Annotated in this window: 27 protein-coding genes and 1 tRNA gene; 14 read left to right on the top strand and 14 right to left on the bottom strand. The window is 70.9% G+C overall.

All coding sequences use genetic code 11. The features are described 5' to 3' along the window. Positions 1-28 precede the first annotated feature (28 nt). Both I8E28_RS04635 and I8E28_RS04630 read left to right on the top strand, forming a co-directional pair. Positions 29-1,747, top strand: coding sequence for an MFS transporter (locus I8E28_RS04635; RefSeq protein ID WP_200786733.1), 1,719 nt, complete (start codon positions 29-31; stop codon positions 1,745-1,747). Further along, on the top strand, positions 1,744-2,154 hold the full coding sequence (locus I8E28_RS04630) for an acyl-CoA thioesterase (RefSeq protein ID WP_200786730.1): 411 nt from the start codon (positions 1,744-1,746) through the stop codon (positions 2,152-2,154). The genes I8E28_RS04635 and I8E28_RS04630 overlap by 4 nt, the downstream gene beginning before the upstream one ends. 10 nt (positions 2,155-2,164) lie before the next feature. Here I8E28_RS04630 and rsgA read toward each other — a convergent pair whose 3' ends face one another. From rsgA to I8E28_RS04605, 5 genes are all read right to left on the bottom strand, one after another. Next, positions 2,165-3,226 carry a ribosome small subunit-dependent GTPase A gene (gene rsgA / locus I8E28_RS04625; RefSeq protein WP_200786727.1) on the bottom strand — a complete coding sequence of 354 codons (1,062 nt, stop codon included), beginning with the start codon at positions 3,224-3,226 and terminating at the stop codon, positions 2,165-2,167. Between the two features lie 252 nt (positions 3,227-3,478). Further along, positions 3,479-3,898, bottom strand: a complete 420-nt coding sequence (locus I8E28_RS04620; RefSeq protein WP_200786725.1) for a response regulator — start codon at positions 3,896-3,898, stop codon at positions 3,479-3,481. A gap of 107 nt (positions 3,899-4,005) precedes the next feature. Further along, the gene (locus tag I8E28_RS04615; RefSeq protein WP_200786722.1) at positions 4,006-5,346 is read right to left on the bottom strand and encodes a glycerate kinase type-2 family protein; all 1,341 of its coding nucleotides are present in this window, start codon (positions 5,344-5,346) and stop codon (positions 4,006-4,008) included. Next, positions 5,343-5,759: a secondary thiamine-phosphate synthase enzyme YjbQ gene (locus I8E28_RS04610; RefSeq protein ID WP_200786719.1), complete on the bottom strand. Its 417-nt coding sequence runs from the start codon at positions 5,757-5,759 to the stop codon at positions 5,343-5,345. Before I8E28_RS04610 ends, I8E28_RS04615 begins: the two co-directional genes overlap by 4 nt. 37 nt (positions 5,760-5,796) lie before the next feature. Beyond that, positions 5,797-5,988 (bottom strand): hypothetical protein, encoded by a 192-nt coding sequence (locus tag I8E28_RS04605; RefSeq protein WP_200786716.1) that lies wholly within the window; start codon positions 5,986-5,988, stop codon positions 5,797-5,799. A gap of 90 nt (positions 5,989-6,078) precedes the next feature. Here I8E28_RS04605 and I8E28_RS04600 point away from each other — a divergent pair, with 90 nt between their 5' ends. Continuing rightward, positions 6,079-7,014: a M14 family metallopeptidase gene (locus I8E28_RS04600; protein ID WP_200786713.1), complete on the top strand. Its 936-nt coding sequence runs from the start codon at positions 6,079-6,081 to the stop codon at positions 7,012-7,014. Between the two features lie 15 nt (positions 7,015-7,029). Here the strand turns inward: I8E28_RS04600 and I8E28_RS04595 are convergent, their stop codons facing one another. Both I8E28_RS04595 and I8E28_RS04590 read right to left on the bottom strand, forming a co-directional pair. Continuing rightward, positions 7,030-7,278 (bottom strand): hypothetical protein, encoded by a 249-nt coding sequence (locus I8E28_RS04595; protein ID WP_200786710.1) that lies wholly within the window; start codon positions 7,276-7,278, stop codon positions 7,030-7,032. 107 nt (positions 7,279-7,385) lie between these two features. After that, positions 7,386-8,540 (bottom strand): MFS transporter, encoded by a 1,155-nt coding sequence (locus tag I8E28_RS04590; protein ID WP_207794003.1) that lies wholly within the window; start codon positions 8,538-8,540, stop codon positions 7,386-7,388. A gap of 164 nt (positions 8,541-8,704) precedes the next feature. Between I8E28_RS04590 and I8E28_RS04585 the strand changes: the two genes are divergently transcribed. After that, complete coding sequence (locus I8E28_RS04585; protein ID WP_200786707.1) at positions 8,705-10,039, top strand: tetratricopeptide repeat protein; 1,335 nt, start codon at positions 8,705-8,707, stop codon at positions 10,037-10,039. 27 nt (positions 10,040-10,066) lie between these two features. Here I8E28_RS04585 and I8E28_RS04580 read toward each other — a convergent pair whose 3' ends face one another. Genes I8E28_RS04580 through xdhC form a run of 3 tightly spaced genes read right to left on the bottom strand, consistent with a single transcriptional unit; the run spans position 10,067 to position 12,786 of the window. Beyond that, on the bottom strand, positions 10,067-10,810 hold the full coding sequence (locus tag I8E28_RS04580) for a phytanoyl-CoA dioxygenase family protein (RefSeq protein WP_200786704.1): 744 nt from the start codon (positions 10,808-10,810) through the stop codon (positions 10,067-10,069). After that, entirely contained in the window at positions 10,807-12,009 is a 1,203-nt protein-coding gene (locus tag I8E28_RS04575) for a urate hydroxylase PuuD (RefSeq protein WP_200786699.1), read from the bottom strand. Before I8E28_RS04575 ends, I8E28_RS04580 begins: the two co-directional genes overlap by 4 nt. Positions 12,010-12,012: 3 nt before the next feature. Continuing rightward, positions 12,013-12,786 (bottom strand): xanthine dehydrogenase accessory protein XdhC, encoded by a 774-nt coding sequence (gene xdhC, locus I8E28_RS04570; RefSeq protein WP_200786696.1) that lies wholly within the window; start codon positions 12,784-12,786, stop codon positions 12,013-12,015. Positions 12,787-12,920: 134 nt separating this feature from the next. Here xdhC and I8E28_RS04565 point away from each other — a divergent pair, with 134 nt between their 5' ends. Then, complete coding sequence (locus tag I8E28_RS04565; RefSeq protein WP_200786693.1) at positions 12,921-13,436, top strand: hypothetical protein; 516 nt, start codon at positions 12,921-12,923, stop codon at positions 13,434-13,436. A 2-nt stretch (positions 13,437-13,438) separates the two neighbouring features. Here the strand turns inward: I8E28_RS04565 and uraH are convergent, their stop codons facing one another. Then, positions 13,439-13,792: a hydroxyisourate hydrolase gene (gene uraH / locus I8E28_RS04560; protein ID WP_200786690.1), complete on the bottom strand. Its 354-nt coding sequence runs from the start codon at positions 13,790-13,792 to the stop codon at positions 13,439-13,441. Positions 13,793-13,852: 60 nt separating this feature from the next. Here uraH and puuE point away from each other — a divergent pair, with 60 nt between their 5' ends. From puuE to I8E28_RS04545, 3 genes are read left to right on the top strand one after another with little or no spacing between them, the layout of a single operon-like run. Next, positions 13,853-14,833, top strand: a complete 981-nt coding sequence (gene puuE / locus I8E28_RS04555) for an allantoinase PuuE (RefSeq protein WP_200786687.1) — start codon at positions 13,853-13,855, stop codon at positions 14,831-14,833. Between the two features lie 2 nt (positions 14,834-14,835). After that, complete coding sequence (gene uraD / locus I8E28_RS04550) at positions 14,836-16,611, top strand: 2-oxo-4-hydroxy-4-carboxy-5-ureidoimidazoline decarboxylase (RefSeq protein WP_200786684.1); 1,776 nt, start codon at positions 14,836-14,838, stop codon at positions 16,609-16,611. Beyond that, complete coding sequence (locus I8E28_RS04545) at positions 16,604-17,851, top strand: M20/M25/M40 family metallo-hydrolase (RefSeq protein ID WP_200786682.1); 1,248 nt, start codon at positions 16,604-16,606, stop codon at positions 17,849-17,851. The genes uraD and I8E28_RS04545 overlap by 8 nt, the downstream gene beginning before the upstream one ends. Positions 17,852-17,900: 49 nt before the next feature. On the opposite strand, the gene I8E28_RS04540 is transcribed toward I8E28_RS04545, so the two are convergent. Beyond that, positions 17,901-18,167, bottom strand: coding sequence for a GlsB/YeaQ/YmgE family stress response membrane protein (locus I8E28_RS04540; RefSeq protein ID WP_200786679.1), 267 nt, complete (start codon positions 18,165-18,167; stop codon positions 17,901-17,903). A gap of 350 nt (positions 18,168-18,517) precedes the next feature. Here I8E28_RS04540 and I8E28_RS04535 point away from each other — a divergent pair, with 350 nt between their 5' ends. From I8E28_RS04535 to I8E28_RS04515, 5 genes are all read left to right on the top strand, one after another. Beyond that, positions 18,518-19,018: a hypothetical protein gene (locus tag I8E28_RS04535; protein WP_200786676.1), complete on the top strand. Its 501-nt coding sequence runs from the start codon at positions 18,518-18,520 to the stop codon at positions 19,016-19,018. 115 nt (positions 19,019-19,133) lie between these two features. Then, on the top strand, positions 19,134-19,364 hold the full coding sequence (locus I8E28_RS04530) for a hypothetical protein (RefSeq protein WP_200786673.1): 231 nt from the start codon (positions 19,134-19,136) through the stop codon (positions 19,362-19,364). Positions 19,365-19,585: 221 nt separating this feature from the next. After that, a complete protein-coding gene (locus tag I8E28_RS04525) occupies positions 19,586-20,734 on the top strand; it encodes a glycosyltransferase (RefSeq protein WP_200786670.1) in 1,149 nt (382 codons plus the stop codon). A gap of 20 nt (positions 20,735-20,754) precedes the next feature. After that, positions 20,755-21,381 (top strand): hemerythrin domain-containing protein, encoded by a 627-nt coding sequence (locus I8E28_RS04520; protein WP_200786667.1) that lies wholly within the window; start codon positions 20,755-20,757, stop codon positions 21,379-21,381. 75 nt (positions 21,382-21,456) lie between these two features. Beyond that, positions 21,457-23,043 (top strand): hypothetical protein, encoded by a 1,587-nt coding sequence (locus tag I8E28_RS04515; protein WP_200786664.1) that lies wholly within the window; start codon positions 21,457-21,459, stop codon positions 23,041-23,043. Positions 23,044-23,058: 15 nt separating this feature from the next. Here I8E28_RS04515 and I8E28_RS04510 read toward each other — a convergent pair. Beyond that, positions 23,059-23,146 (bottom strand) — tRNA-Ser (locus I8E28_RS04510). 81 nt (positions 23,147-23,227) lie between these two features. Here I8E28_RS04510 and I8E28_RS04505 point away from each other — a divergent pair. Then, on the top strand, positions 23,228-23,554 hold the full coding sequence (locus tag I8E28_RS04505) for a hypothetical protein (protein ID WP_200786661.1): 327 nt from the start codon (positions 23,228-23,230) through the stop codon (positions 23,552-23,554). Here I8E28_RS04505 and hemW read toward each other — a convergent pair whose 3' ends face one another. Beyond that, positions 23,555-24,730: a radical SAM family heme chaperone HemW gene (gene hemW / locus I8E28_RS04500; protein WP_200790288.1), complete on the bottom strand. Its 1,176-nt coding sequence runs from the start codon at positions 24,728-24,730 to the stop codon at positions 23,555-23,557. Between the last annotated feature and the right edge of the window lie 13 nt (positions 24,731-24,743).

The raw sequence follows: 24,743 nt of genomic DNA, 5'->3' as shown, positions 1-24,743 counted from the left end.
TGCGGTCCCGGTACGATCGGGCATGCGCATGCCCAACCTGCTCGCCAGCCGCCGCGGCCGCCTGGCCGCGTTCTTCCTGCTGTACGTCACGGAAGGCATTCCGCTCGGCTTCGCCGCCACCGCGATCGCCACCCAGCTGCGCCGCCAGGGCGTCGGCCCGGCGGAGATCGGCGCCTTCGTCGGCGCGTTCTACCTGCCGTGGGCGTTCAAGTGGGCGTTCGGCCCCTTCGTCGACGTGTTCCGCTCCAAGCGCTTCGGCCACCGGCGCGGCTGGATCCTGCTGACGCAGGTCGTGATGGCGCTGACGCTGGTGGTGCTCGTGGGCGTGCCGCTGCCGGCCGGCCTGGCGCTGTTCACCGGCATCCTGCTGGTCCACAACACCTTCGCCGCCACGATGGACGTGGCGATCGACTCGCTCGCGGTCAACACGCTCAGCGAGGACGAGCGCGGGCTGGCCAACGGGCTGATGTTCGCCGGCGCCGCGATCGGCCAGGCGGTCGGCGGCAGCGGCGTGCTGTTCCTCGTGCCCTACATCGGCTTCCCGGCGACGTTCTTCTTCGTCGCCGGCTGCATCGCCGCGGTCACTGTGTTCGTCGTGCTGCCGCTGCGCGAGCCGGTCGTCGAAGGCGTGCTGCATGTCGCGATGTCGATGCGCGACAAGTGGCGCCAGGCCACCGGCGAGATGAAGGCGTTCGCGGTCGCCTCGTTCCGCTCCTTCGTCGGCACCCGCGGCGCGCTCAACGGCGTGTTCTTCTCGCTGCTGCCCGCTGGCGCGATGGCGCTGGGCCTCGCGCTGCAATCCAACCTGGCGGTGGAAGTCGGCATGGCCGACGACGAGGTCGGCGCGCTCAACCTCTGGACCAACGTCATCTCGGCCGCCTGCATGGTCATCGGCGGCTGGCTGTCGGACAAGCTGGGGCGGCGGCCGACGCTGGCCGTCTACCTCGCGGGCATGAGCCTGCCGGTGCTGTGGCTGATGTGGTTCCTGCAGCAACACGGCTACGACATGCCGCGCGCCCCCGGCGGCGCGCCGATGCCCGAGCTGATTCGCGCGCTGTGGATCTCGTCGCTCTGGTACGCCGTGTTCCAGGGCCTGATGTACGGCACGCGCTCGGCCATCATGATGGACATCACGAACCCGCGCGTGGCGGCCACGCAGTTCACGGCCTACATGGCCATGATGAACCTGGCCATCGCCATCGCCGCCCAGTGGCAGGGCATCGCGGTCGAGGCCTGGGGCTACCAGATGACGTTGCTGGTCGATGCCATCACCGGCCCGCTGTGCATCCTGCTGTTGCCGTCGATGAAGCGGCCGCTGGTGTTCAGCGACGAACTCGCCTCGCGGCGGGCGCGCGCCTGCGCCATCGGCCTGGGCGTGGCGTGCCTGGCCTGGGTGCCGTACTGGGCGATGCACGACCTGGCCGGTGCGGCGCAACCGATCTTCGCCGTGTTCTTCACGCTGGTCTTCGTGGCGTCCGCGCTGTTCCTGCTGGCCGGCCGCGAAGTGCTCGCGGACAGCGCCGGCGTGTGGCGCCGCGCCGCGCTGTGGCTCGCGCCGCTGCTGCTGGCGATGTACGCGCGCCGCTGGCTGGGCAACCTGTCCGGCGTGCCGGCGCTGCATGCGGTGGCCGAAGCGCTGGTGTATGCGATCCCGCTGGCCGGCGGCGTCGTGCTGCTCGGGCTGGCGACGAGGCACTGGCCGCTGCAGGCGCCTGCCGAAGAACTGCAGGCGGCGAAGGCGGCATGAAGGAAGTCGCGTACGAGGTGCGGGTCGAGTTCGGCGATTGCGACCCGGCCCGCATCGTCTGGTTCCCGAACTTCTTCCGCTGGATCGACGCGGCCTCGCGCCACTTCTTCATCGCCTGCGGCGTGCCCACCTGGACGGAGACCGAGCGCACGCTGGGCGTGATCGGCACGCCGCTGGTGGACACGCACGCACGCTTCGTCAAGACCGCCACCTACGGCGACGTCCTGCAGCTGCACACCTCGATCGCCGAATGGCGCAACAAGAGCTTCGTGCAGCGCTACCGCGTGATGCGCGGCGACGACCTGCTGATGGAGTGCGAGGAGGTCCGCATCTTCGCCGGCCGCCGCGACGACGGCAGCATCTTCGCGATGCCGCCGCCGCCCTCGATCCGCGCGCTCTGCGAGTGAGTCGCACGCGTCAGCGCCGCTTCTCGCGCGTGCGCTCGCTGCCGGCCTTGCCGATCGCCTTCCACTTGCGGCGCAGCGCGATGCGCTCCAGTGGCGTGCTCTCGCCGCGCTGCGCGTCGCGCAGCAGCTTGCGGTAGTTCGACAACCGGTCCGCGGCCACGGCCGCACGCACCGCGCAGCCCGGCTCGCCGTCATGCCGGCAATCGCGGAAGCGGCAGCCGCCCGCGAGAGCTTCCACGTCGTCGAACGTCGCCGCCAGCGAGGCGGCGTCCGCATCGGGACGCCAGGTGCGCAGCCCCGGCGTGTCGATGATGCAGGCGCCGCCCGTGCAGAAGTGCAGCGAGCGCGCGGTGGTCGTGTGCTTGCCGCGGCCGTCGCCCTGCCGCACGCCGCCCGTCGATTGCACGTCGTCGCCGATCAGCGTGTTGGTCAGCGTGGACTTTCCCGCGCCCGAAGCGCCGAGCAGGACCAGCGTCTGGCCTTCGCCCAGCCACGACCACAGCGCGACGCGCGCGCTGTCGCTGGTGCCGTCGACCGCCACGACCGGCACGGACGCCGGCAGGCGATGCCGCAGTTCGTCGACGCGTTGCGCGCCGTGCGCTGCGATGTCGGCCTTGGTGAGCACGACGACCGGCGCGACGCCGGCGGCGCGCACGGTGGCGATGTAGCGCTCGGCACGGCGCGGGTTGAAGTCCAGGTCCAGCCCCATCACCAGCAACGCGGTGTCCACGTTGCTGGCCAGCTGCTGGCGGCGGCCGTCGTTGGCCCGGCGCGCGATCTGCGTCACCGGGTCGAGCCGTTCATGGACCCACCACGCCCCGTGGTCGTCGGGACCGGCGAGGACCCAGTCGCCCACGGTGGGTGGCGCGTCGCGCGCCTGCAGCACGGCGTGCAGGCGGTGGGTGGGACGGGCGAGGTGGTCCTCGTGGCCGTCGTGCAGGGTCAGGCAGTCGCGCTGCGTCTCGGTGACGCGCGCGAGGCGCAGGCCGGGCGGGATGCCCTCCGCGCCGAGGCGGGAGACGATGGCCTGGGACAGGCCGATCCCCCGCAGGGAGTCGAAATCGATGTGCATGGTGCTCGAGTCATGTCGGTTCCAGTGCGCGCGCAAAAGCACGCGCGCACGACAGCCGCGCGCATCAGGCGCGTGGCACGAAGGGGGTTGGAAGCCGGCCGCTGCTGCGGCGCTCGGGCACTCGGGAAGGAAAGGAAGGAGAGTGCGGGGACCGCTTCAGGCAGCCGACAGGAAGAGGGCAAGATCTTTTTGCATGGTCACTCTCCTGGAGGTTGAAGGGACGCGCAGTGTGTCACGGCGCCCCGCGCGCGGTCAATGCGTGCGTTGTCGCGTGTCGACACAGGACGGCCGGTCGGTGAGCGTGCCGCTGCGGTAGCGCTCGAGGAACACGCGCAGCTGGCGGTAGTCCTCCTTCGAGATCGCATCGACCGCGCCCATCGCGCGGCACTTCTCGGCGACCGCGGGCGTCGCGAAGTCGCTGAAGACGACGATCTGCGGCGGGTCGCGGCGCTTGCGCATCTGGTTGAGCACCGCGAAGCCGGAGCCTTCGCGCAGCATCAGGTCGAGGATGACGAGGTCGCAGTCGGAAGGCCGGTCGTGCAGCCACTGCTGCGCCTGCAATTCGGTCGGGCAGCTGCCGACGACGTCGAAGCCGCCGATGAGTTGCAGCGACTCCAGGATCAGTTCATGCGACGCCTTGACGTCTTCGACCACCAGTACGCGAATACCCAATTTGCAATGCTCCTGCTCGACGTGGCGCCAAGCGGGACCTGCAGAGCCTGGGCGACGTGCCGTTTTTACGACGGGACACGCGTGCCGTCTGTCAGCCCGGTCCTACGTCAGGGAATGAGCAGTGCGCGGAAGTCGTTGACGTTGGTTTGCGTCGGACCGGTGATCACCAGCGCATCGAGCGCGGCAAAGAAGCCGTACGCATCGTTGCGTTGCAGGTGGTCGTCGATGCGCAGCCCCGCTGCGGCTGCACGTTGCAGCGTGTCCGGCGCGACGAAGGCGCCGGCGTTGTCCTCCACGCCGTCGATGCCGTCGGTGTCGGCCGCCAGCGCCCACACGCCGGCTTGCCCTTGCAGCGCATGCGCGAGACCCAGGCAGAACTCGCCGGCGCGGCCGCCGCGCCCGCGCGGCGTGCCCTCGGGTTGCTTGCGCACCGTGACCGTCGTCTCGCCACCGGACAGGATCACGCACGGGCGCCGGAACGGTTGGCCGCGCCGGGCGACCGCGCGCGCGAGCGCCGCATGGACCTTGCCGACCTCGCGCGATTCGCCTTCCAGGTCGTCGCCGAGGATGTGCGCGTCGATGCCGGCCGAGCGTGCGAGCGCCGCCGCCGCTTCGAGCGACTGCTGCGGCGTCGCGACCAGGTGCACCTCGTGGCCGGCGAACACGTCATCACCGGGCTTGGGCGTCTCCAGCGCGCCCTGCTCCAGCAGGCTCATCACCGCGCCCGGCACGTCGATGCCGTAGCGCTGCAGGATCGCGACCGCGTCCGCGCAGCTGCTCGCATCGGGCACGGTCGGGCCGCTGGCGATCACCGACGGGTCGTCGCCGGGGACGTCGCTGATCGTGAGCGTGACCACGCGCGCCGGATGGCAGGCCGCGGCCAGACGCCCGCCCTTGACGCGCGACAGGTGCTTGCGCACGCAGTTCATCTCGCCGATGGTCGCGCCCGACAGCAGCAGCTCGCGGTTGATGCGCTGCTTGTCCTCCAGCGTGAGCCCTTCTGCCGGCGCGACCAGCAATGCGGAGCCACCGCCGGAAATCAGGAACAGGACCAGGTCGTCGGCGGTGAGGCCGTGCGCGAGCTGCAGGATGCGTTGCGTTGCGTGCAGGCCGGCCGCATCGGGCACGGGATGCGCCGCCTCGACCACTTCGATGCGCTTCGGGAGGCCGTCCGGGCGCGGCGGCACGTGCCCGTAGCGCGTGATGACCAGCCCCGACAGCGGCGCGTCCGCGGGCCACAGCGCTTCGACCGCCTGCGCCATCGCGGCACCGGCCTTGCCGGCGCCGAGCACCAGCGTGCGGCCGGGCGGCGCCTTGGGAAGGAAGCCACCGAGCGTGTGCAGCGGCAGCGCGCGCCGCACGGCCGCGGCATAGAGCGCCTCGAGGAAGGCGCGTGGGTCGCGCGCTGGATCGGGCAGCGTCGCGGGTTCGAGGGAAGTGATGTTCATTCGCCCAGCACGGTGATGACGATGGTGCGCCGTTGCGCCCCGGCCCGATGCTCCCACAAGAACAGGCCTTGCCACGTGCCCAGCCGCAGGCGGCCGTCGCCGACGGGAAGCGTCAGCGATTCGCCGGTCAGCACGGTGCGCGCGTGCGCGGCCATGTCGTCCGGACCTTCCGTGTCGTGGCGGTACGCGGGGTCGCCGTCCGGCGCGGCCCGCGACAGCACGGTCTCGAGGTCACGCCGCACATCGGGGTCGGCGTTCTCCGTGACCACCAACGAGCAGCTGGTGTGTTGCACGAACACGTGCGCGATGCCGCAGCGGATGCCCGATGCGGCGACCGCGCCCTGCACGTCCGCGGTGATGTCGCGCGTGCCGCGTCCGCGGGTGGCGATCTCGAGGGTGGCCTGGTGGGGCATCGGCCGCATTCTGCGCCGATGCGTGGGGCCGCCCGGGTCAGCGCGCCGGCTTGTCGTCGTCGCGCGAGGGCTTCGAGGTGGGCAGCGTCCGCTCGATCACCTTGTCATCGGGAACGTCGTGCGGACCGGGGCCGTCGGGCATGCCGGTGACGCCGTCGTCGGCGGCGGGAGACAGGCCGTCGTCGCGGGCGGGGTCCTGGACGTCGGGCGTGCGGGGAGTGGCAGTCATGGCAGGCTCTCCTGGGGGCGTCGCCGCCAGCATTGCACCGCGCCGAGAGCGGCGGCTGTAGGACGCCTTCGCGGCAAGTGACAATCGCGCATGACCGCGAACCCGCTGCTCGACCTGCTGCCCCGCGACCTCTCGGCCTACCGCGCCGGCAACACGGGCATCGACTACGTCCACCGCTTCGACTCGGGCCGTCCCGGCCCGCACGTGCTGGTGAACGCCCTCACCCACGGCAACGAGTTCTGCGGGATGGTCGCCGCGTGCGACCTGCTGGACCGTGGCGTGCGGCCGCTGCGCGGGGTGCTCACCGTGAGCTTCGCCAACGTGGCGGCCTACGAAACGTTCGACCCGGAGCGCCCGTTCGCGAGCCGGCAGCTCGTGCACAACCTCAACCGCGTGTGGTCCGCCGGGCAGCTCGAAGGCAGCGAGGACAGCCCGGAGCTGCGCCGCGCGCGCGAACTGCGCCCGATCGTCGCCGCCGCCGACCACATCCTCGACCTGCATTCGACGGCGCAGGACGTCGAGCCGTTCTGGGTCTACCCCGCGCGCAGCGCCAACGAGCAGGTCGCGCTGGCGATCGGCGAGCCGTCGGTGCACCTGGTGATGCCCTCGGGCTTGGGCTCGGGCACGCCGCTGATCCAGCATGGCCGGCACGGCCTGGCCGATGCCGGCGCCGGCGCGGCGCTGGTCGCGGAATGCGGCGGCCACTTTCGCCGCGCGACCGGCGAGCTGGCCGTTCGCGTGACGCAGCATTTCCTCGCCTTCTACGGCCTCATCGACGGCGCCGTCGCGCCGGACCCGAAACCCGCGCAGCGCCGCTTCGAACTGCTGCGCACGTACGTGATCCGCACGCCCGAGTACCGCTTTGCGCGGACGGTGCGGGGCTTCGAGACGTTCGCCGCCGGCGAACTGATCGCGACCGATGGCGACGAGGAGATCCGCGCGCCGGAGGACTGCACGATCCTGATGCCGGCGCGCGAGCCCGTCGTCGGCAAGGAAGGCGTCTACATCGCGCGGGCGATGCAGTAGGCCCGGGCCCGCGCCTCAGTTGCGCTTGATTCCGCCCCCGATCGGCGTCCAGCGCATCACCTGGCTCAGCCGGTGGCGCCCGTGCGCCGCGCGGGCGACCAGCGTCGCGCCGAGGAAGGTGCCGAGCGTGCGGACGGCCAGCGACGGATGCTTGCGGGTGAGCATCCAGGCGGCGATGCCGCCCACCAGGTCGACCATGTGCTCGCCCGGAAACAGCGGCCGCGGGTTGTCGAATCGTTCGATGGGATCGGGTGTGTCGGTCATGGGAATGGGTCGCGATGAACGCGTCGACCGTAGCCGACCGCTCCCGTGCCGCGGTGCGGCTGCCGGCGCGCAAGGCCGTCAGCGGAAGCCGATGGCCGCCGCCGGGTTCAGCGGGCGAAGGCCCGTCGCGCGCACGCCGCCACCACGGCAGCGAACACGATCACGACGCCCATCCCGACTGTGAGCGAGTGCGCTTCGGCGATGAAGCCGATCACGGGCGGTCCGGCCATCAGGCCCGTGTACCCCACCGACGAGACGGCGGCGATGCCATGCGCCGCCGCGATGCCGGGCAGCTGCCCGGCGGCACTGAACAGCACGGGCACGATGTTCGCGAAGCCCAGCCCCACCAGGGCGAAGCCGGCGAGCGCGGCGGCCGGATGCGGAATGGCGAGCGCCATGGCCATGCCGGCCGCACCGAGCAGGCCACTGGCACGCAGCAGCGGCACGGGCGCGACACGCGCGCGGACCCAGTCGCCGCCGAAGCGGCCGGCGGCCATCGCACCACTGAAGCAGGCATAGCCCAGGCTCGCGACGTCGGTACGCGTGCCGAGCTCCTGGCGCAGGTACAGCACGCTCCAGTCGTACATGGCGCCCTCGGCGACGAGCCCCATCCCCGCCATCAGCCCGAGCAGCAGCAGCGGCCCGCGCGGCAGGCTCAAGGGAACGCGCTCTGCCCCGGCATCGCGCGCTTCGCGCAGCATCGCGCGGCTGGCGAGCAGTGACAGCGCAACCAGCACGATGGCGCTGCCCGCCAGGTGCGCGGCGGGCTCGACGCCCGTTGCCGCCAGCGCGCTCCAGGCGCCCGCGCCGACCATGCCGCCGAGGCTGAACATGCCGTGGAACCCGCTCATCAGCGGGCGTCCCGCGAGTCGCTCGATCGAGGTCGCCTCGTCATTGATCGCGACGTCGAACAGCGCCGCCGCCGCGCCATAGGCCAGCATGAGGACCAGCAAGACGCCATAGGCCGCCGGCGTGAGCAGGTTGCCGATGGCGCACGCGCACAACACCGCCACCAGCGGCACAACGCGGCCCGGCGCATGGCGTGCGAGCACGCGGCCGGCCTGCAACAGCGCGCCCACGGAGCCGGCACCGCTGGCGAGCAGCGCGATCGCGATCGCCTGTTCGCCGAGCGCGTAATGCGTCTTCAGGCTCGGCACGTGCACGCCGAGCGTCGCGAACAGCGCGCCGGCGACGAAGAACTGGACACGCAAGGCCCGCGTGGCTCCGCGCAACGCCTGCGAGGGGTCGGTGCAGGTCCGCATCCGCGGAGGCTGCCATGGAAGCGCGCGCTGCCGGCGTAGGCGCTCGCTGCGTTCCAGTGCTGCCCGCGCATCCGACGTGTGCCCCACACGACCCGCGAGAGCTGACAGGTCAGGCGCGGTCGCTGCGGCGCGTGCGCAACAGGACCGCGGCTAAGCTCGACCGCATGGACCACCCCTCGTTCGCGCGCCGCGCCCTTCGTGCGGTTCCCTTGTTCACCGCGATGTGCCTGGCCGCATGCCTGGCGCATGCGGCCCCCGACCCCTACTCGTCCACGCTGCCGTCCCCGCCGGTGGCCAGCCACGACGACGCCGACGTGCCCGTCGACACCAGCTTCGACACGCGTCCGCCGGCCATGGTGCTCAAGGCCGCCATCGCGATGATCGACACCGAGGACTTGGGCGTGCAGAAACAGGCCAAAGTCCTGCTCGAGCGCCTGCTGCGCCGGGACCCGAAGCAGCCCCAGGCCTACCTGGAACTGGCGCGCATCGCCATGAAGACGAACTGGGGGCCGCAGGGACTGCGCGAAGCAGAAGCTCTGATCCGGTCCGCGCTGCAGGTGCAGCCGGGCTTCCAGAACGCGACCATCCTCCTGGGCTACGTGCACGCCAACCAGGGCCGCCATCGCGAGGCGGAAGCGCTGTACAAGGAAGCGGCGCGCACGCCCACGACCAACCTGTGGCTGTGGACGAACTGGGGCGAACTGCTCGCCAGCCAGGGCCGCGAGCCGGAAGCGATCGCGATGTACCGCAAGGCCCTCGTGGGCGGCCCGACGCGCGACGCGAACGACCGCGCACGGCAACACGCCTACGACCGCCTGCTCGCCATCCACCGCGGCCGCAGCGACCTGGATGCGGCGGAGCCGCTCCTGCGCCAGCGCGTGGCCGACTATCCGGACGGCCCTTGCACGTCGCTGTCCCTCGCGCGATTCCTCGTCGCGCAGCGCGGCGACGCGGCGGGCGCCGAGGCCGTCCTGCGCACGATGAAGCCGGTCCACTGCGAGCAGGGCGAGGGCCGCATGATCATGGCGCTGGTGCGCTACATGGACTGGTCGACGGCGCCTGGGCCGCGCCGCGCGGAGGCGCTGCGCATGGCACGCGTCGAGATGCCCGTGGGCCCGCGCCTCTTCCAGCTGCTCGCGGAGACGGACCGCACGATCGAGGTCGCGCGGCAGCTCGTTCGCGCGGGCGAGGACATCTCGGCCCAGGACAACCGCCAGATGGACGCACTGGCGTATGCACTGGCCGAGCACGACGCGGGTGCCGCGCGGCGCCTGCTCGCCGCCGGTGCGCGCGCCGACGCGCTGGTCGGGCCGGAAAAGATGCCGCTCGCCCTGCTGCCCGTGCTGGTGGGCGACCCGGCCGGCATCGAGGTGATGAAGCGCGCCGGCGTGGACTACCGGCAGCTGCGCTTCCGCGGCATGACCGCCGCCGAGATCGCGCGCGACGCCGGTGACGCCGCGGTGCAGAAGGCGCTCGCGACCGGGCCGAGCCGGATCTGACGCTGCGTCGGTCCGCCAGAGGACCCGTCAGAGGAACGCCGCGCGCGGGCTGAGCGACAGGCGCTCCAGCGCCACGCAGCGCATGTCCAAGCCGGCGACGCCGAACTGCACGACAAGGAGTTCGCGGTCGTGTGCGCTGCGGTTCGGGTCGCCGCCATGCAGCACCCTCGGATGCACCGCGAGCGCGTCGCCTGCCACCAGCGCCGGGCAGGGACCCGATGGCTCGGGCGGCCGGCTGTCCGCATGGCGATGCGATCGGGCAACCACGCGCGTTGCGCCGTTGCGCTCGTCGGTCGCCTGCAGCGCCACGAGCAGCCGGAGCATCCGGCCGTCGGCCGGCGCCATGTAGGTGTTCTCCGCATCACGGTGCCACGCGAGCCCGGGGCCGACGCCTGCGGGTTTGCGCGTGAGGTTGCAGAAATGGAACCGGACCTCGTCGTCGTTGCAGCGCAGCAATCGCGCCGCGGCCCGCCACAAGGCTTCCTGCGAGAGCACGCGGAGGAAGCGTTCGTCGAGGGCAAGCAGGTCACCGACGATGTACGGCTCGTCGCGCCAGGCTTGGGGATCGACACCCGGATTGCGCGCCGGACGGCGGCGCGCATCGTCGCCGATGCTCACGCTGGCGGCGCGCACGTCGTCGTCGCCCGAACGATGCCGCGCGGTGAGGTCTGCTGCCGCAGCACGTGCGAGCTCGACATGGGTGGGATCCAGGACCCGCTCGACGACGCAATAGCCCAGGTCCTCGAACGCAGCGAGGTCGACGGCGGTCACTCCACCTTCGCCCCGTCGCGGAACCATTGGCCGATCGTCGCGCGCTCGGCTTCGGTGATGCCGGTCGCGTTGTTCAGCGGCATGAGCCTGGCGATCACGGCCTGCTGGTAGACCGCCGGCGCGTGCTGCTTCAGGCCTTCCGGCGTGTCGAGGCGCACGTTCTTCATCTGCACCTGCGCGCCGTGGCACAAGGCGCAGCGCTGCTCGACGATCGTGCGGACCTGCGCGTAGCCGACCTGCTTCGGCGCATCGGCCTGCGCGGGTTGCGGCGCCGGCACCAGCCAGGCGGCCACGGCGGCAATGACGACGGCGCCGCCGATCGCGTACGGAACCGGGTTGGGGTTGCGCCCCAGCTTCCATCCATGCCGCAGCACGAAGAACTGCCGGATCGCCGCGCCCGCGGCCATCAGCAGCACCAGCACGATCCAGTTGCGCGGGTGCGACCACAGGAAGCTGTAGTGGTTGGACAGCATCGCCAGCAGCACCGGCAGCGTGAAGTAGGTGTTGTGCACGCTGCGCTGCTTGCCGCGCCGGCCGTGGATCGGATCCACCGGCTGCCCCTCTCGCAGGGCCGCGACCATCTTGCGCTGGCCGGGGATGATCCACATGCCGACGTTGGCGGTCATCGACGTCGCGATCGTCGCGCCGACCAGCAGGAACGCGGCGCGTCCGGGGAACAGGCGGCAGGCGACGTAAGCCGTCGCGACCACCAGCAGCGCGACGAGCACGCCGACGATGCGGTCGTCGCTGTCCTCGCGATCGCCGAACAGGCGGCACGCGCCGTCGTACAGCAGCCAGAACACGACCAGCATCCCGATCGCCGTGCCGACTGCGGCCGCGGGGGGCCAGTCGACGAGCGACTTGTCGACGAGATACGTGCCGGCATTCCACAGGTACGACACCGTCAGCAGGCCGAAGCCGGACATCCAGGTCCAGTAGCTCTCCCAGTAGAACCAGTGCAGGTGCTCGGGCAACTTCGGCGGCGCGAGCGCGAACTTCACCGGGTGGTAGAAGCCGCCGCCGTGCACGGCCCACAGCTCGCCGGACACGCCTTGCTGCTTCAGCGCTTCATCCTTCGGCGGCGTCAAACTGGAATCGAGAAAGACGAAATAGAACGAGGACCCGACCCACGCGATCGCGGTGATCACGTGCAGCCACCGCAGCAGCAGGTTGGCCCAGTCGAGAAAGTAGGCGTCCATGGATCAGGGATGAAGCGTTCGTTGTTGCAGGAGCTGGGCGACCGCCGCCGCGGCGATGACGGCGGGCTCCTTGCCGATGATGCCCGGGACGCCGATGGGGCAGGTGATGCCGGCGTGTTCCGCCGCGTCGAAGCCGCGGGCCTCGAGCCGGTGGCGGAACGCGGCCCACTTGCTCTTGCTGCCGATCAGCCCCACGAACGGCAGGTCGCGGCGTTCGCGCCGGCGTTGCAGGCAGGCGGCGACGATGTCGAGGTCCTCGGCATGGCTGAAGCTCATGACGAGGACCAGGCTGCCGGGTGCCAGGTCGCGCACCGCTGCCTGCACCGGATCGGAGTGTTCGCATAGCACGTTGGCGGGCAACGCGGACGGAAAGACGCCGTCCCGGCTGTCGATCCAGGTGAGCGCGAAAGGCAGGTCCGCGCAGGCGCGCACGATCGCATGGCCGACGTGGCCGCCGCCGAACAACGCCACGGGTTGCGCGCGCGGCTGCAGCCTGGCGGTCGCGGCTGCAGCCTGGCTCGCGTGCAGGCGCTCGAAGCGCAAGTGCACGACCCCGCCGCAGCACTGCCCGAGGCTGGGTCCCAGCGCATAACGGCGCGTGAAAGGCTCCGCGGGATGCGCAAGCAAATCGCGCGCGACGCCGATCGCGTCGAACTCGAGCTGCCCGCCGCCGACGGTGCCGGTGAAGCCTTGCAAGTCGACGACCATCCACGCGCCGGGCTCGCGCGGCCCCGAGCCGTCGACCACCTGCACGGTGACCAGCACCACGGCGTCCATCACGACACCCCGCCTCTTGTCTGTGACACGCGGCAACAGGCGAGCTGAGCCGTAAGCAAACCCATCAGGAGTTTCACGCTCGCGGTGGCCGAGCCGCGAACGGATGATCGCCGCGCAGAAGAGGAGGAGTTGTCATGCACCCGAAATTCCGGCGCCACCGCGCGCTGCTCATTCCCGCGGCGATGGCCAGCTTGCTGGTGGCCTGCGGCAGCCCGCCGCCCTCCATCCCCGAGGCCACGCAGCCGCCGGTCGTCACGGCCCCACCTGCGCCCGAGCCGGTCGTCGAAGCGCCGGTGGGCAAGGTGCGGCCGTCGGTGGCGAGCACGCCCCGCGCTTACCGGCAGGACGCGGCATCGCACCTGTACGGACTGAACAAGGAGCGCATCTACCACGGCCGCATGCCGCCGCTGCTGTACGCGATCGGCGTGCTGCAGGTGGAAGTCGATCGCCACGGCGAGGTCAAACGGCTGGACTGGATGCGCGCGCCGCGCCATGCGCCCGAAGTCATCGCCGAGATCGAACGCACGGTGCGCGCTGCGGCGCCCTTCCCTGCCCCGGCTCGCATGGGCAAGGTCGTCTACACGGACACCTGGCTGTGGCACAAGAGCGGCCGCTTCCAGCTGGACACGCTCACCGAAGGGCAGGACTGAGTTCACGAGCCCCGGTAGGTCGAGTAGCTCCACGGGCTCACGAGCAACGGTACGTGGTAGTGCTCGGCCGGCCGGGCGATGCCGAAGTCCAGCTGCACGCGGTCGAGGAACGGCGGGTCCGGCAACTCGACGCCGCGTGAACGGAAGTAGCCGGCGACGTCGAACACGAGGCGGTACGTCCCCGGCTGCAACTCGCCATCCTTCAGCAGCGGCCCGTCGGGATTGCGGCCGTCGGCGTTGAGCACCAGGCGCCGCAACAGCGCCGGCTGGCCGTCGCGCACCGCATGCAGTTCCACCGCCATGCCCGCGGCGGGCGCGCCGTGCATCGTGTCCAGGACGTGGGTGCTCAGGCCCATGCGATCTCTCCGTCGTCTTGCGGTGCAGTCTATACACTCGGCGCACACCGCACCCGGCCCATGACCCGCAGCAGCTACGACAGCACGGCCCCCTACCCGCGTGACCTCGCCGGCTACGGCCCCAACCCGCCGCACGCGCGCTGGCCCGGCGGCGCCCGCATCGCGCTGCAGTTCGTCCTGAACTACGAGGAAGGCGGCGAGAACAGCGTGCTGCACGGCGATCGCGGGTCCGAGCAGTTCCTCAGCGAGATGTTCAACCCGGCGTCGTACCCGGCCCGGCATCTCTCGATGGAGGGCATCTACGAATACGGCTCGCGCGTGGGCGTGTGGCGGCTGCTGCGCGAGTTCGAACGCCGCCAGTTGCCGCTCACGGTGTTCGGCGTCGGCATGGCACTGCAGCGCAGCCCCGAAGTGACGGCGGCGTTCGTCGAGCTGGGCCACGAGATCGCGTCGCACGGCTGGCGCTGGATCCACTACCAGGACGTCGACGAGGCCACCGAGCGCGAGCACCTGCAACTGGCCGTGCGCGCGATCGAGGAGCTCACGGGCCAGAAGCACGGCAGCCCGGGCTTCATCCACGGCGCCGGCTGGTACACCGGCCGCGACAGCCCCAACACGCGCCGGCTCGTGGTGGACCACGGCGGCTTTGCCTACGACAGCGACTACTACGGCGACGACCTGCCGTTCTGGATGCGCGTGCGCAAGAGCGATGGCAGCGTGGTGCCGCACCTAGTGGTGCCGTACACGCTCGACGCCAACGACATGCGCTTCTCGCTGCCGCAAGGGTTCTCGCAGTCGGACGACTTCTTCACCTACCTGCGCGACACCTTCGACGCGCTGTACGCCGAAGGCGATCCGGCCGGCCCGGACCGGCCGAAGATGATGAGCGTCGGCATGCACTGCCGCCTGCTCGGGCGGCCGGGGCGCATCGTCGCGTTGCAGAAATTCCTCGACCACGTCGCGCGGCACGACGACGTGTGGGTCTGCCGCCGCATCGACATCGCGCGCCACTGGCAGCAGGCGCATCCCTTCGAAGGCTGAGCATGGCGTTGACCCTCCACCAGCTGAACGCGGCGTCGCCCGCCGAGGCGGCCCGGCTGCTCGACGGCCTGTACGAGAACTCGCCGTGGATCGCGCAAGCGGCGCTGGCGCAACGGCCGTTCCGTTCGCTGGCGCAGTTGAAGCAGCAGATGGCCGCCGTCGTGCGCGACGCCGGCGCCGAGCGGCAACTCACGCTGCTGCGTGCGCACCCCGAACTCGCGGGCAAGGCGATGGTGGGCGACCAGCTGACGCCGGAGTCCACGGGCGAACAGACGCGCGCCGGCCTCACCGCGTGCACGCCGGAGGAATTCGGGCGCATCCAGGAGCTCAACGCCGCCTACAACGCGAAGTTCGGCTTCCCCTTCGTCCTCGCGGTGCGCGGGCCGCGTGGCACGGGCCTGTCGCGCGCCGAGATCATCGCGACCTTCGAGCGCCGGCTCGAGAACCCGCCGGACGTCGAGCGCGCGGAAGCGCTGCGCAACGTGCATCGCATCGCCGAAGTCAGGCTGCAGGACAAGTTCGGCACCACGCCGTCCGAGGGCGAGTGGGTGTGGGACGCGCTGGAACGGCTGGCGAAGCACAGCGACCCGGGCTTCGCGGAAAGCGGCCAGCTCACGGTCACCTATCTCACCGACGCACACCGCGCCGCCGCGGCGCAGGTCGAACGGGACATGCGCGACGCCGGCTTCGACGAGGTCGCGGTCGATGCGGTCGGCAACGTCGTCGGCATCTACCACGGCACCGATCGCGCGGCGCGGCGGCTGCTCACCGGCTCGCACTACGACACGGTGCGCAACGGCGGCAAGTACGACGGCCGCCTGGGCATCTACGTGCCGGTCGCTTGCGTCCGTTCGCTCGTGGCGCAAGGCCGCCGCTTGCCGCACGGCCTCGAGGTCGTCGCGTTCGCCGAGGAAGAGGGCCAGCGCTACAAGGCGACTTTCCTCGGGTCCGGCGCGCTCATCGGCGCGTTCGACCCCGCCTGGCTGGACCAGCGCGACGCCGATGGCACAACGATGCGCGAAGCGATGCAGCACGCCGGCCTGCCGGGCACGCTGGAAGCGATCCACGCACTGCGCCGCGACCCGTCACGCTATCTCGGCTTCGTCGAGGTGCACATCGAGCAAGGCCCGGTGCTCAACGAACTGGACCTGCCGCTGGGCATCGTCACGTCGATCAACGGCGGCGTGCGCTATGCGTGCGAGGCGATCGGCATGGCCAGCCATGCGGGCACGACGCCGATGGACCGGCGCCGCGATGCGGCCGTCGCGGTGGCGGAACTCGCGTTGTACGTGGAGCGCCGCGCGGCACAGGACGGCGACTCGGTCGGCACCATCGGCATCCTGAACGTGCCGGGCGGTTCGACCAACGTCGTGCCGGGCCGCTGCCAGTTCACGCTCGACCTGCGCGCCCCGACCGACCCGCAGCGCGATGCCCTGGTGGCCGACGTGTTCGCGGAGCTCGATGCGATCTGCGCGCGCCGCGGCGTGCGCTGCACGCGCGAGCTGACGATGCGCGCCGCCGCCGCGCCCAGCGACGCGGCCTGGCAGTCCCGCTGGGAACGCGCGGTGGAGTCGCTGGGCGTGCCCGTGCACCGCATGCCGAGTGGCGCGGGCCACGATGCGATGAAGCTGCACGAGGTGATGCCGCAGGCGATGCTGTTCGTGCGCGGCCAGAACGCGGGCATCAGCCACAACCCGCTGGAAAGCACGACCGCGGACGACATCCAGCTCGCGGTGGAGGCCTACCTGCACCTGCTGGACCATCTTGCCGATGACTGACCACGACCGCCTCGACGCATGGATCGACGCGCATTTCGACGAGGAGGTGCGCTTCCTGCAGGAGCTGGTGCGCCTGCCCACCGACACGCCGCCGGGTGACAACGCGCCGCATGCGCAGCGCACGGCGCAACTGCTGCAGGCTTTCGGCTTCGACGCCGAGAAGCATCCGGTGCCGGAAGCGGACGTCCGCGCGAGCGGCCTGCAGTCGATCACCAACCTGGTCGTGCGCCGTCGCTACGGCGAAGGCCCTGTCGTCGCGCTCAACGCGCACGGCGACGTGGTCCCGCCCGGCGACGGCTGGACCCGTGATCCGTACGGCGGCGAAGTGGCCGAGGGCTTCCTGTATGGCCGTGCGGCGGCCGTGAGCAAGAGCGACTTCGCCACCTACAGCTTCGCGACGCGCGCGCTCGAATCGCTTGGCGCGTCCCTGCGCGGCGGCATCGAACTGCATTTCACGTACGACGAGGAGTTCGGCGGCGAACTGGGTCCCGGCTGGTTGCTGCGGCAAGGCATCACGCGGCCGGACCTGCTGCTCGCCGCCGGTTTCAGCCACCAGGTGGTGGTGGCGCACAACGGCTGCCTGCAGCTGGAAGTCACGGTCCACGGCCAGATGAGCCACGCCGCGATCCCCGACAGCGGCACCGACGCCCTGCAGGGCGCGACGCACATCCTGCAGGCGCTGTACGCGCTCAATCGCGAGTACCTGCAGGTGCGCTCACGCATCGAGGGCATCACGCATCCGTACCTGAATGTCGGCCTCATCGCCGGTGGCACCAACACCAACGTCGTGCCGGGCAAGGTGGTGCTCAAGCTCGATCGCCGCATGATCCCCGAGGAGGATCCTGTCGCAGTCGAAGCATCGCTTCGCGCCAGCATCGACGCCGCGGTGCGCAGCTACGACCCGCCGCGCGGCGGCAAGGACGTGCGCGTCGAGGTGCGCCGGCTGCTGCTGGCGCGCGCGATGGTGCCGCTCAAGGGCGGCGCGCCTCTCGTGCAGTCGCTGCAACGGCATGCGCAGGCCATCTTCGGCGAGCCGGTGCCCGCGGTGGGCACGCCGCTCTACACGGACGTGCGGCTGTACACCGAAGCCGGCATTCCCGGCGTGATCTACGGGGCAGGCCCGCGCACGGTGCTGGAGTCGAACGCGAAGCGTGCCGATGAGCGCCTCGCGCTAGAGGACCTGCGCGGCGCCACGAAGGTGGTCGCGCGCACATTGCTGGACCTGCTGCGCGCCCCATGAAAAAAGCCGGGCAGAGCCCGGCTTTTCCACCCTTTCACCGAACCCGTGCTCAGCGCACGCGGCCGCGACGGAACAGGTTGACGATGGCCAGCAGGATGACCGCGCCGACCAGCGACACCAGGACCGAGCCGATGCTGATGCCGTCATTGATGGTGCCCACGCCGACCATCGGCGAGATGAGCCAGCCGCCCAGGAAGGCGCCCACGATGCCCACGATGACGTTCAGCAGGATGCCCTGCTGGCCGTCGGTGCGCATGACCAGGCTGGCGAGCCAGCCGACGATTCCACCCACGATCAACCAAATCAGAAAACCCATGATGCACTCCTTGATGCCGCAAGCGGCGTGTTGTCGAAAGTGGCCCGGAGCCCGGGAGGCCCCGACCCCCTGCCACCCCTAACCGGCAGCCGGTGCGATGGACTATGGTCGGGCCTGCATAGCGCAGGCGTAGTCGCCCGCACAGCGCGCCCGTGCGGGGCCATCCAGACGGCGCGTCAGACAACCCCTACTCCCGCCGAGCCTGGCGCTCCACCGTGGCGCGCAGGTGTGCCAGCACCGTCCTACCGCCGCGCGTGGCGTGCGCAACGGCGCATGCTGCCGGTCCTCCGGCACCGGCGGCCGTGGTCGTCTTCCTAGACTTCGCCATCGAATCGCGAAGGAGAACAACCGTGACCAGGTTCCACGCCCCGCACGTGCGCAAGCCGGTGCTGTCGTTCGGTGCCGTGGCGCTGCTGGCGATGACCGCAGCGACGGCGCAGGTGGCCGGCGCCCCCGGCGACACCGGCATCGACACCTCCGGCAACTACCGGCTCGAAGTGCAGGCCTGCAACAGCGGCCGCACGCAGGAAGACCGCGACACCTGCCTGCGCGAAGCGCGCAACGCGCGCGCCGACAAGCAGCGCGGCACGCTCGACAAGGGCGCCGACTATCGCGGCAACGCGCTGGCCCGCTGCACCCCGCTCGCCGGCGAAGAGAAGGCAGCGTGCGAAGCACGCGTGATGGGCTATGGCGACGCCAGCGGCAGCGTGGCGTCCGGCGGCGTGCTGCGGCAGGTCGAGACGGTCGTCGTGCCTCCCGGCCAGACCGACGTCACCATCGAGCCCAGGACGGACGATCCTGTCATCCTGGTCCCGACCGAGCCGTCGCCGCGGACGGGCAGCCCGCAGTAACAGGCGGTTCTGTCGCCCCGCACCTACACACGCCTGCTGCGTTCGCACTAGCCTGCGCTGTGTTGGCATGCGCCTTGCGCGCGTGCCCGACCACGACCCGCAGGAGTAGTACCCGATGAGCGAGAACGAGCCGACGCAGGGACCGGAGGCCGACCCGGCACCCCACGCACGCCATGGCTACCGCAACGAAGTGAACTGGGAAGGCGGCAGCGGCCGCCAGCCGTACACCAACCAGCGCTCCGGCGTGCCCAGTCCCGGCGCCGCGCACGAGACCCCCGAAGGCAACCGCGGCCAGCGCTCCGGCGTGACGCAGCAGCAGGTCGAGCAGACCAAGTCGCGGCCCTGAGCCGCGCGCGGCAACGACCTCGCGACCACGCGCCCGGCATGCGCGCATGCCGGGCGCGTGCACGTGCGCTCGATGCGTGCCTGCGCACGCGTGGTGCTCGGAAAGCGCAGGCAAAACCGCCTTGTTCCTACAGGGAGATTCCTTGCTCCTCGGCATGATCGTCCGGCGTCGCGCCACCGAAGCGCCCCGAACACACCACCGAAAGCCAGGAGTCCTCCCCCATGCAAACGCTCATCGTCTTCTCGCACCTGCGCTGGAACTTCGTCTACCAGCGCCCGCAGCACATCCTGTCGCGGCTCGCGTCGCGCTGGCGCGTGGTGTTCATCGAGGAGCCGATGCTGGGTGAAGCCGAACAGCGCCTGGAGAAATTTTCGCCCGCCGACGGCGTGCAGGTCTGGCGCCCGCACGTGTCGGGCTCGGCGCCCGGCTTCCACGACGAGCACATCTCGGTGCTGCAGGACTTCATCGCCGATGCGATCCGCCAGGAGCGCATCGAGGACTACTGGATCTGGTTCTACACGCCGATGGCGGTGCCGCTGGCCGCCGAGCTCGACCCGCGCGGCATCGTGTACGACTGCATGGACGAGCTCGCCCTGTTCAAGCACGCACCCAAGCAGTTGCTGCCGCGCGAGAACGTGCTGTTCAAGGAGGCGGACCTGGTGTTCACCGGCGGCCCGAGCCTCTACAACGCGAAGAAGGGGCGTCACCCGAGCGTGCACTGCTTCCCCAGCAGCGTCGACGCCGGGCACTTCAAGAAGGGCACCAGCGACCACGCGCTGCAGGCCGCGCTGCCGCGCCCGCGCCTGGGCTACTGCGGCGTGATCGACGAGCGGATCAACATGGACCTGGTCGACGCGATGGCCAGGGCGCACCCCGAGTGGCAGATCGTCATGGTCGGGCCGGTCGTGAAGATCGACCCGAACGGGCTGCCGCGGCACGCGAACATCCACTGGCTGGGGCAGCAGGGCTATGCCGACCTGCCCGCGTTCATCAACGGATGGGACGTGTGCCTCATGCCGTTCGCGCTGAACGAAGCCACGCGCTTCATCAGCCCGACCAAGATGCTCGAGTACATGGCTTGCGGGCGCCCGTCGGTGAGCACGTCCATCCGCGACGTCGTCGAGCCGTACGGCCACGTGGTATCGATCGCCGACACGCCCGAGGACTACATCGCCGCGTGCGAATCGATCCTCGCGCGCACGCCCGAGCAGCGTGCGCGGCATGCCGACGAGCTCGCGCAGGCGATCGCCCGCACGTCCTGGGACAAGACGGCCCAGGCGATGGCGGACCTGATCGAAGCCGCGGACCGCGCCGGTGAAGTCGATGAATCGGCCGAAGAGGACGCGGACCTCGACGCCAAGGTCGCGTGAGCGAACGCAAGGAGAACCCCATGACCACGATGCTCGGAAAGATGTCGCCGTCGATCACCAGCATGATCCGCATGGACCACACGCACGTGCTGGCCGCGTTCCACCAGTACCAGGTGGACACGCCGGCACGCGTGAAGAAGGGCCTGGTGGACAACATCTGCCTGGCGCTCGAGGTCCATGCGCAGCTGGAGGAGGAAATCTTCTATCCGGCGATGCGCGAGGTGTCGCCCGACGAGACGCTGGACAAGGCCAAGCCCGAACACGACGAGATGCGCGACCTGATCGCCCGGCTGCGCGCGCTGCAGCCGACTGATCCCGCGTTCGACACCACGCTGTTCGAGCTGATGCGCACCGTGATGCACCACGTGGCCGACGAGGAGACGCAGCTGCTGCCCAAGGCGGAGCGCCTGCTCGCCGGCCAGCTATCGGAGATGGGCGCGCGCATGACCAAGCGTCGCCTGCAGCTGCTCGGCCCGCGCAGCGGCGAACTGGCCGGCAGCATGGCGCGTTCGATGAGCACCGGCACCATGTTCGCGGCGGCGGGGGCGCTCGCAGCCGCCGGCGGCATCCTGCTCGCGCGCCGCGCTTCGGCGCCCTCGCAGGGCGGCCGCACAGCGTGGCTGAACCCCGGACGCTGGGGCCATTGACACCCGCTGGCCGCCGAAGCGGCCTCGGTTCATTGCGGGTCCCCTGAGACGCCGGCGCGGACGTATGCTGCCGGCATGACGCCCACGATCGCCTTCCGTTGGTGGCGGCCTGCCTTGGCGGCCGCCGTTCTCGCCTTTGCCGCCTGTGGCGGTGGAGGGGGCGGCGGGGACGGCGGCGGCGCGACCGCACCACCGCCCGGCGCCGCTCCCGGGCCGGAAGTGAATGGTCCGCCGTGGCTCTCGTTCGGCCATGACGCGCAGCACACGGCCGTCGCCGCGATCGCGACGCAGGACCTGAACCGCATCGCGTGGAGCACGCCGGTCGACGAGGTGCCGCAGTACCAGACGAACGGCTCGCTGCTGGCCCATTACGGCTCGCCGGTGATCAGCGGGCGCAACACCGTCGTGGTCCCCGTGAAGACCGGCGCCGCCGGCGGGTTCCGGGTCGAGGGCCGTTCGGGCGGCACCGGCGCGCTGCTGTGGTCGCTGGCGAGCGACTACGTCGCGCCTGCCAGCCAGTGGTTCCCGAGCTTCAACGCGACGATCACGCCCGCGGGCCGCGTCGTGATTCCCGGCGCGGGCGGCAAGGTCGTCGTGCGCGAGAGCGCCGACGACGCGACTTCGGCGACCCAGTCGTTGGCCTTCTACGGAGCGCAGCCCGACCCGGCGCTGGACGGCAGCGTGTTCATCGACACGCCGGTCACGAGCGATGCGCAAGGCAACCTGTTCTTCGGCTTCCTGGTCACCGGCGCCAATGCGCAGGGCCTGGTGGGCGGCATCGCCCGCATCGATGCGAACGGGACCGGCCGCTGGATCTCCGCGGCCACCGCGGCTGCGGACCCGGCGATCGTGAAGGCGGCCATGAACAGCGCGCCGGCGCTGTCGCCCGATGGCTCGACGCTGTACGTCGCGGTGAACGCCGCGGCGCAGGCTGGTGTCACGCAGAAGGGCTACCTGCTCGCGCTGGACAGCACGACGCTGGCGGTGAAGGGAAGAGCCGCGCTGGTGGATCCGGCGACCGGCTTGCCGGCCCGCGTGAGCGACACCGCGACGTCGTCGCCGGTCGTGGGGCCGGACGGCCACGTCTACTTCGGCGTCCTGGAAAGCACGTTCGGCCAGCACAACGCGCGCGGCTGGCTGCTGCACTTCGACGCAACGCTCGCGACGCAGTCCGTGCCCGGCGGCTTCGGCTGGGACGTGACGCCCTCGCTGGTGCCCGCGAGCATGGTGCCCTCGTACACGGGGCCGTCCAGCTACCTGCTGGCGCTCAAGTACAACGATTACGCCGGCGTGGGGACCGGCACCGGGCAGAACGAACTCGCCGTGATCGATCCGTCGGCCACGCAGATCGACCCGATCTCGGGCCGCACGATCATGCGCGAGGTGCTCAAGATCCTGTCGCCGACGCTGGCGGCCGGCGGGCCTGCTGGCGCGCGCGAGGAGTGGTGCATCAACACGATGGCGGTCGACCCGGCCACGCGGTCCATCCTGGCCAACAACGAGGACGGCATCCTCTACCGCTGGAACCTGGCGACCAACACCTTCAGCCAGCAGATCCAGCTGAACTCCGGGCTCGGCCAGGCGTACACGCCGACCGCGGTCGGTGCGGACGGCGCCGTCTATGCCGTAAGCAATGCGCGGCTGTACGCGGTGGTGCGCTGAGGCGGGGAAGCCGGCTGGCGGAGACTGTGAGATTCGAACTCACGGGCCCTTGCGGGCCGGCGGTTTTCAAGACCGCTGGGTTAAACCGCTCCCCCAAGTCTCCGGCCGCGTGGATTGTAGGAGCCGCCAGCACACCCGCTGCCGTCGAGCTTGGCATTCGCCAACCGTCGGGCACAATGACTGCGTGAGCTACCACGACACGTTGCGGGACGCGCTCGACCAAGGCCTGCCGCTGGGGAAGGCCCTCGAGTTCCTGCGTGCCAACGGGGCGTCGCCGGCCGAGGCCGCGTCCGCGGTCGAGTCCGCCACCGGGCTGTCGGCCGACGATGCCCGCGAAGCGGTCGCCCGGTCGCGCGCCTGGAGCGGTCCGCGCTCGGGCGTGCACCTCCATGCGGGCCAGCGCGAGTGGTACGGCGCCATCGGCCAGCACGGCCGATCCGGCCAGGGCTCCGCGAGCGTCCTGCCGCACCTCGGGCGGCCGCCGCAGGGCAACGCCCACGCCGCGCGCTGATCAGGCGGGCAGGAACAGCGACTGCAGGTCGCTGAGGAAATCGAAGCCGCGCTCGGTCGGGCGCACCCACCCCGCATCGCGCACCAGCAGTCCCTTGCGCTCGCCTTCCGCCAGTGCGCCCTCGATGGCCGACAGCGGCTGCCCGGTGCGCTCGAAGAACGACTGCAGCGCGAAGCCGCCCTTGAGTCGCAAGGCGTTCAGCATGAACTCGAACGGCAGCTGCGCGCGCGGCACTTCCTCGTCCTGCGCGATCGCGCGGCCGGCCAGCGCGTTCTGCATGTACAGCTGTGGCTCGCGGTAGCGGATCTGGCGCACGACGCGATGCGGGAAGCTCAGCTTGCCGTGCGCGCCCGCACCCAGCCCGAGGTAGTCGCCGAACTCCCAGTAGTTCAGGTTGTGCCTGCAGCCGTGGCCGGGCTTGGCGTATGCGGAAACCTCGTAGCGCTGCAGGCCCGCGGCGCCCGTCATCTCCGTGATGCGATCGAGCATCGCGTACGCGACGTCGTCCTCGGGCACCTGCGGCGGGAACTTGGCGAAGACCGTGTTCGGCTCGATGGTCAGGTGGTACACCGACAGGTGCGGCGGCATCAACGCGAGCGCCTGCGTGAGGTCCTGTTCCAGCGCCGCGATGTCCTGCCCCGGCAAGGCGTACATCAGGTCGAGGTTGAAGGTCTCGAACGCGGTCGCGGCTTCCTCGGCGGCGGCGATAGCCTGCGCTCGATCGTGCACGCGGCCCAGCGCCTTCAGCCGCTGGTCGTCGAAGCTTTGCACGCCGATGGACAGGCGCGTGATGCCGGCGTCGCGGTAGCCGCGGAAGCGGTCCTTCTCGAACGTGCCCGGGTTCGCCTCCAGCGTGATCTCGCACAGCGGCTCCAGCTTGAGCCGCGCGCGCAGGTCGCTCACCAGGCGGGCAATGGCGTCCGGCGAGAACAGGCTGGGGGTGCCGCCGCCGATGAAGATGCTGTGCACCGTGCGGCCCCACACCAGCGGCAGTGACGCCTCGAGGTCCGCCAGCACCGCGTCGAGGTAGCGCTGCTGCGGCACGTCGCCGCGCAGCTCGTGCGAGTTGAAGTCGCAGTACGGGCACTTGCGCAGGCACCACGGCAGGTGCACGTACACCGACAGCGGCGGCAACGCGGGCAGTTGCAGCAGCCCGGGCCGAAGGTAGCGGTCCATGTCCAGCGTGGCG

It is taken from the genome of Ramlibacter algicola (assembly GCF_016641735.1).
Lineage (GTDB): Bacteria > Pseudomonadota > Gammaproteobacteria > Burkholderiales > Burkholderiaceae_C > Ramlibacter > Ramlibacter algicola.
The sequence above is the reverse complement of the archived record's forward strand: the minus strand, read 5'-3'. Positions and strand labels throughout refer to the sequence as shown.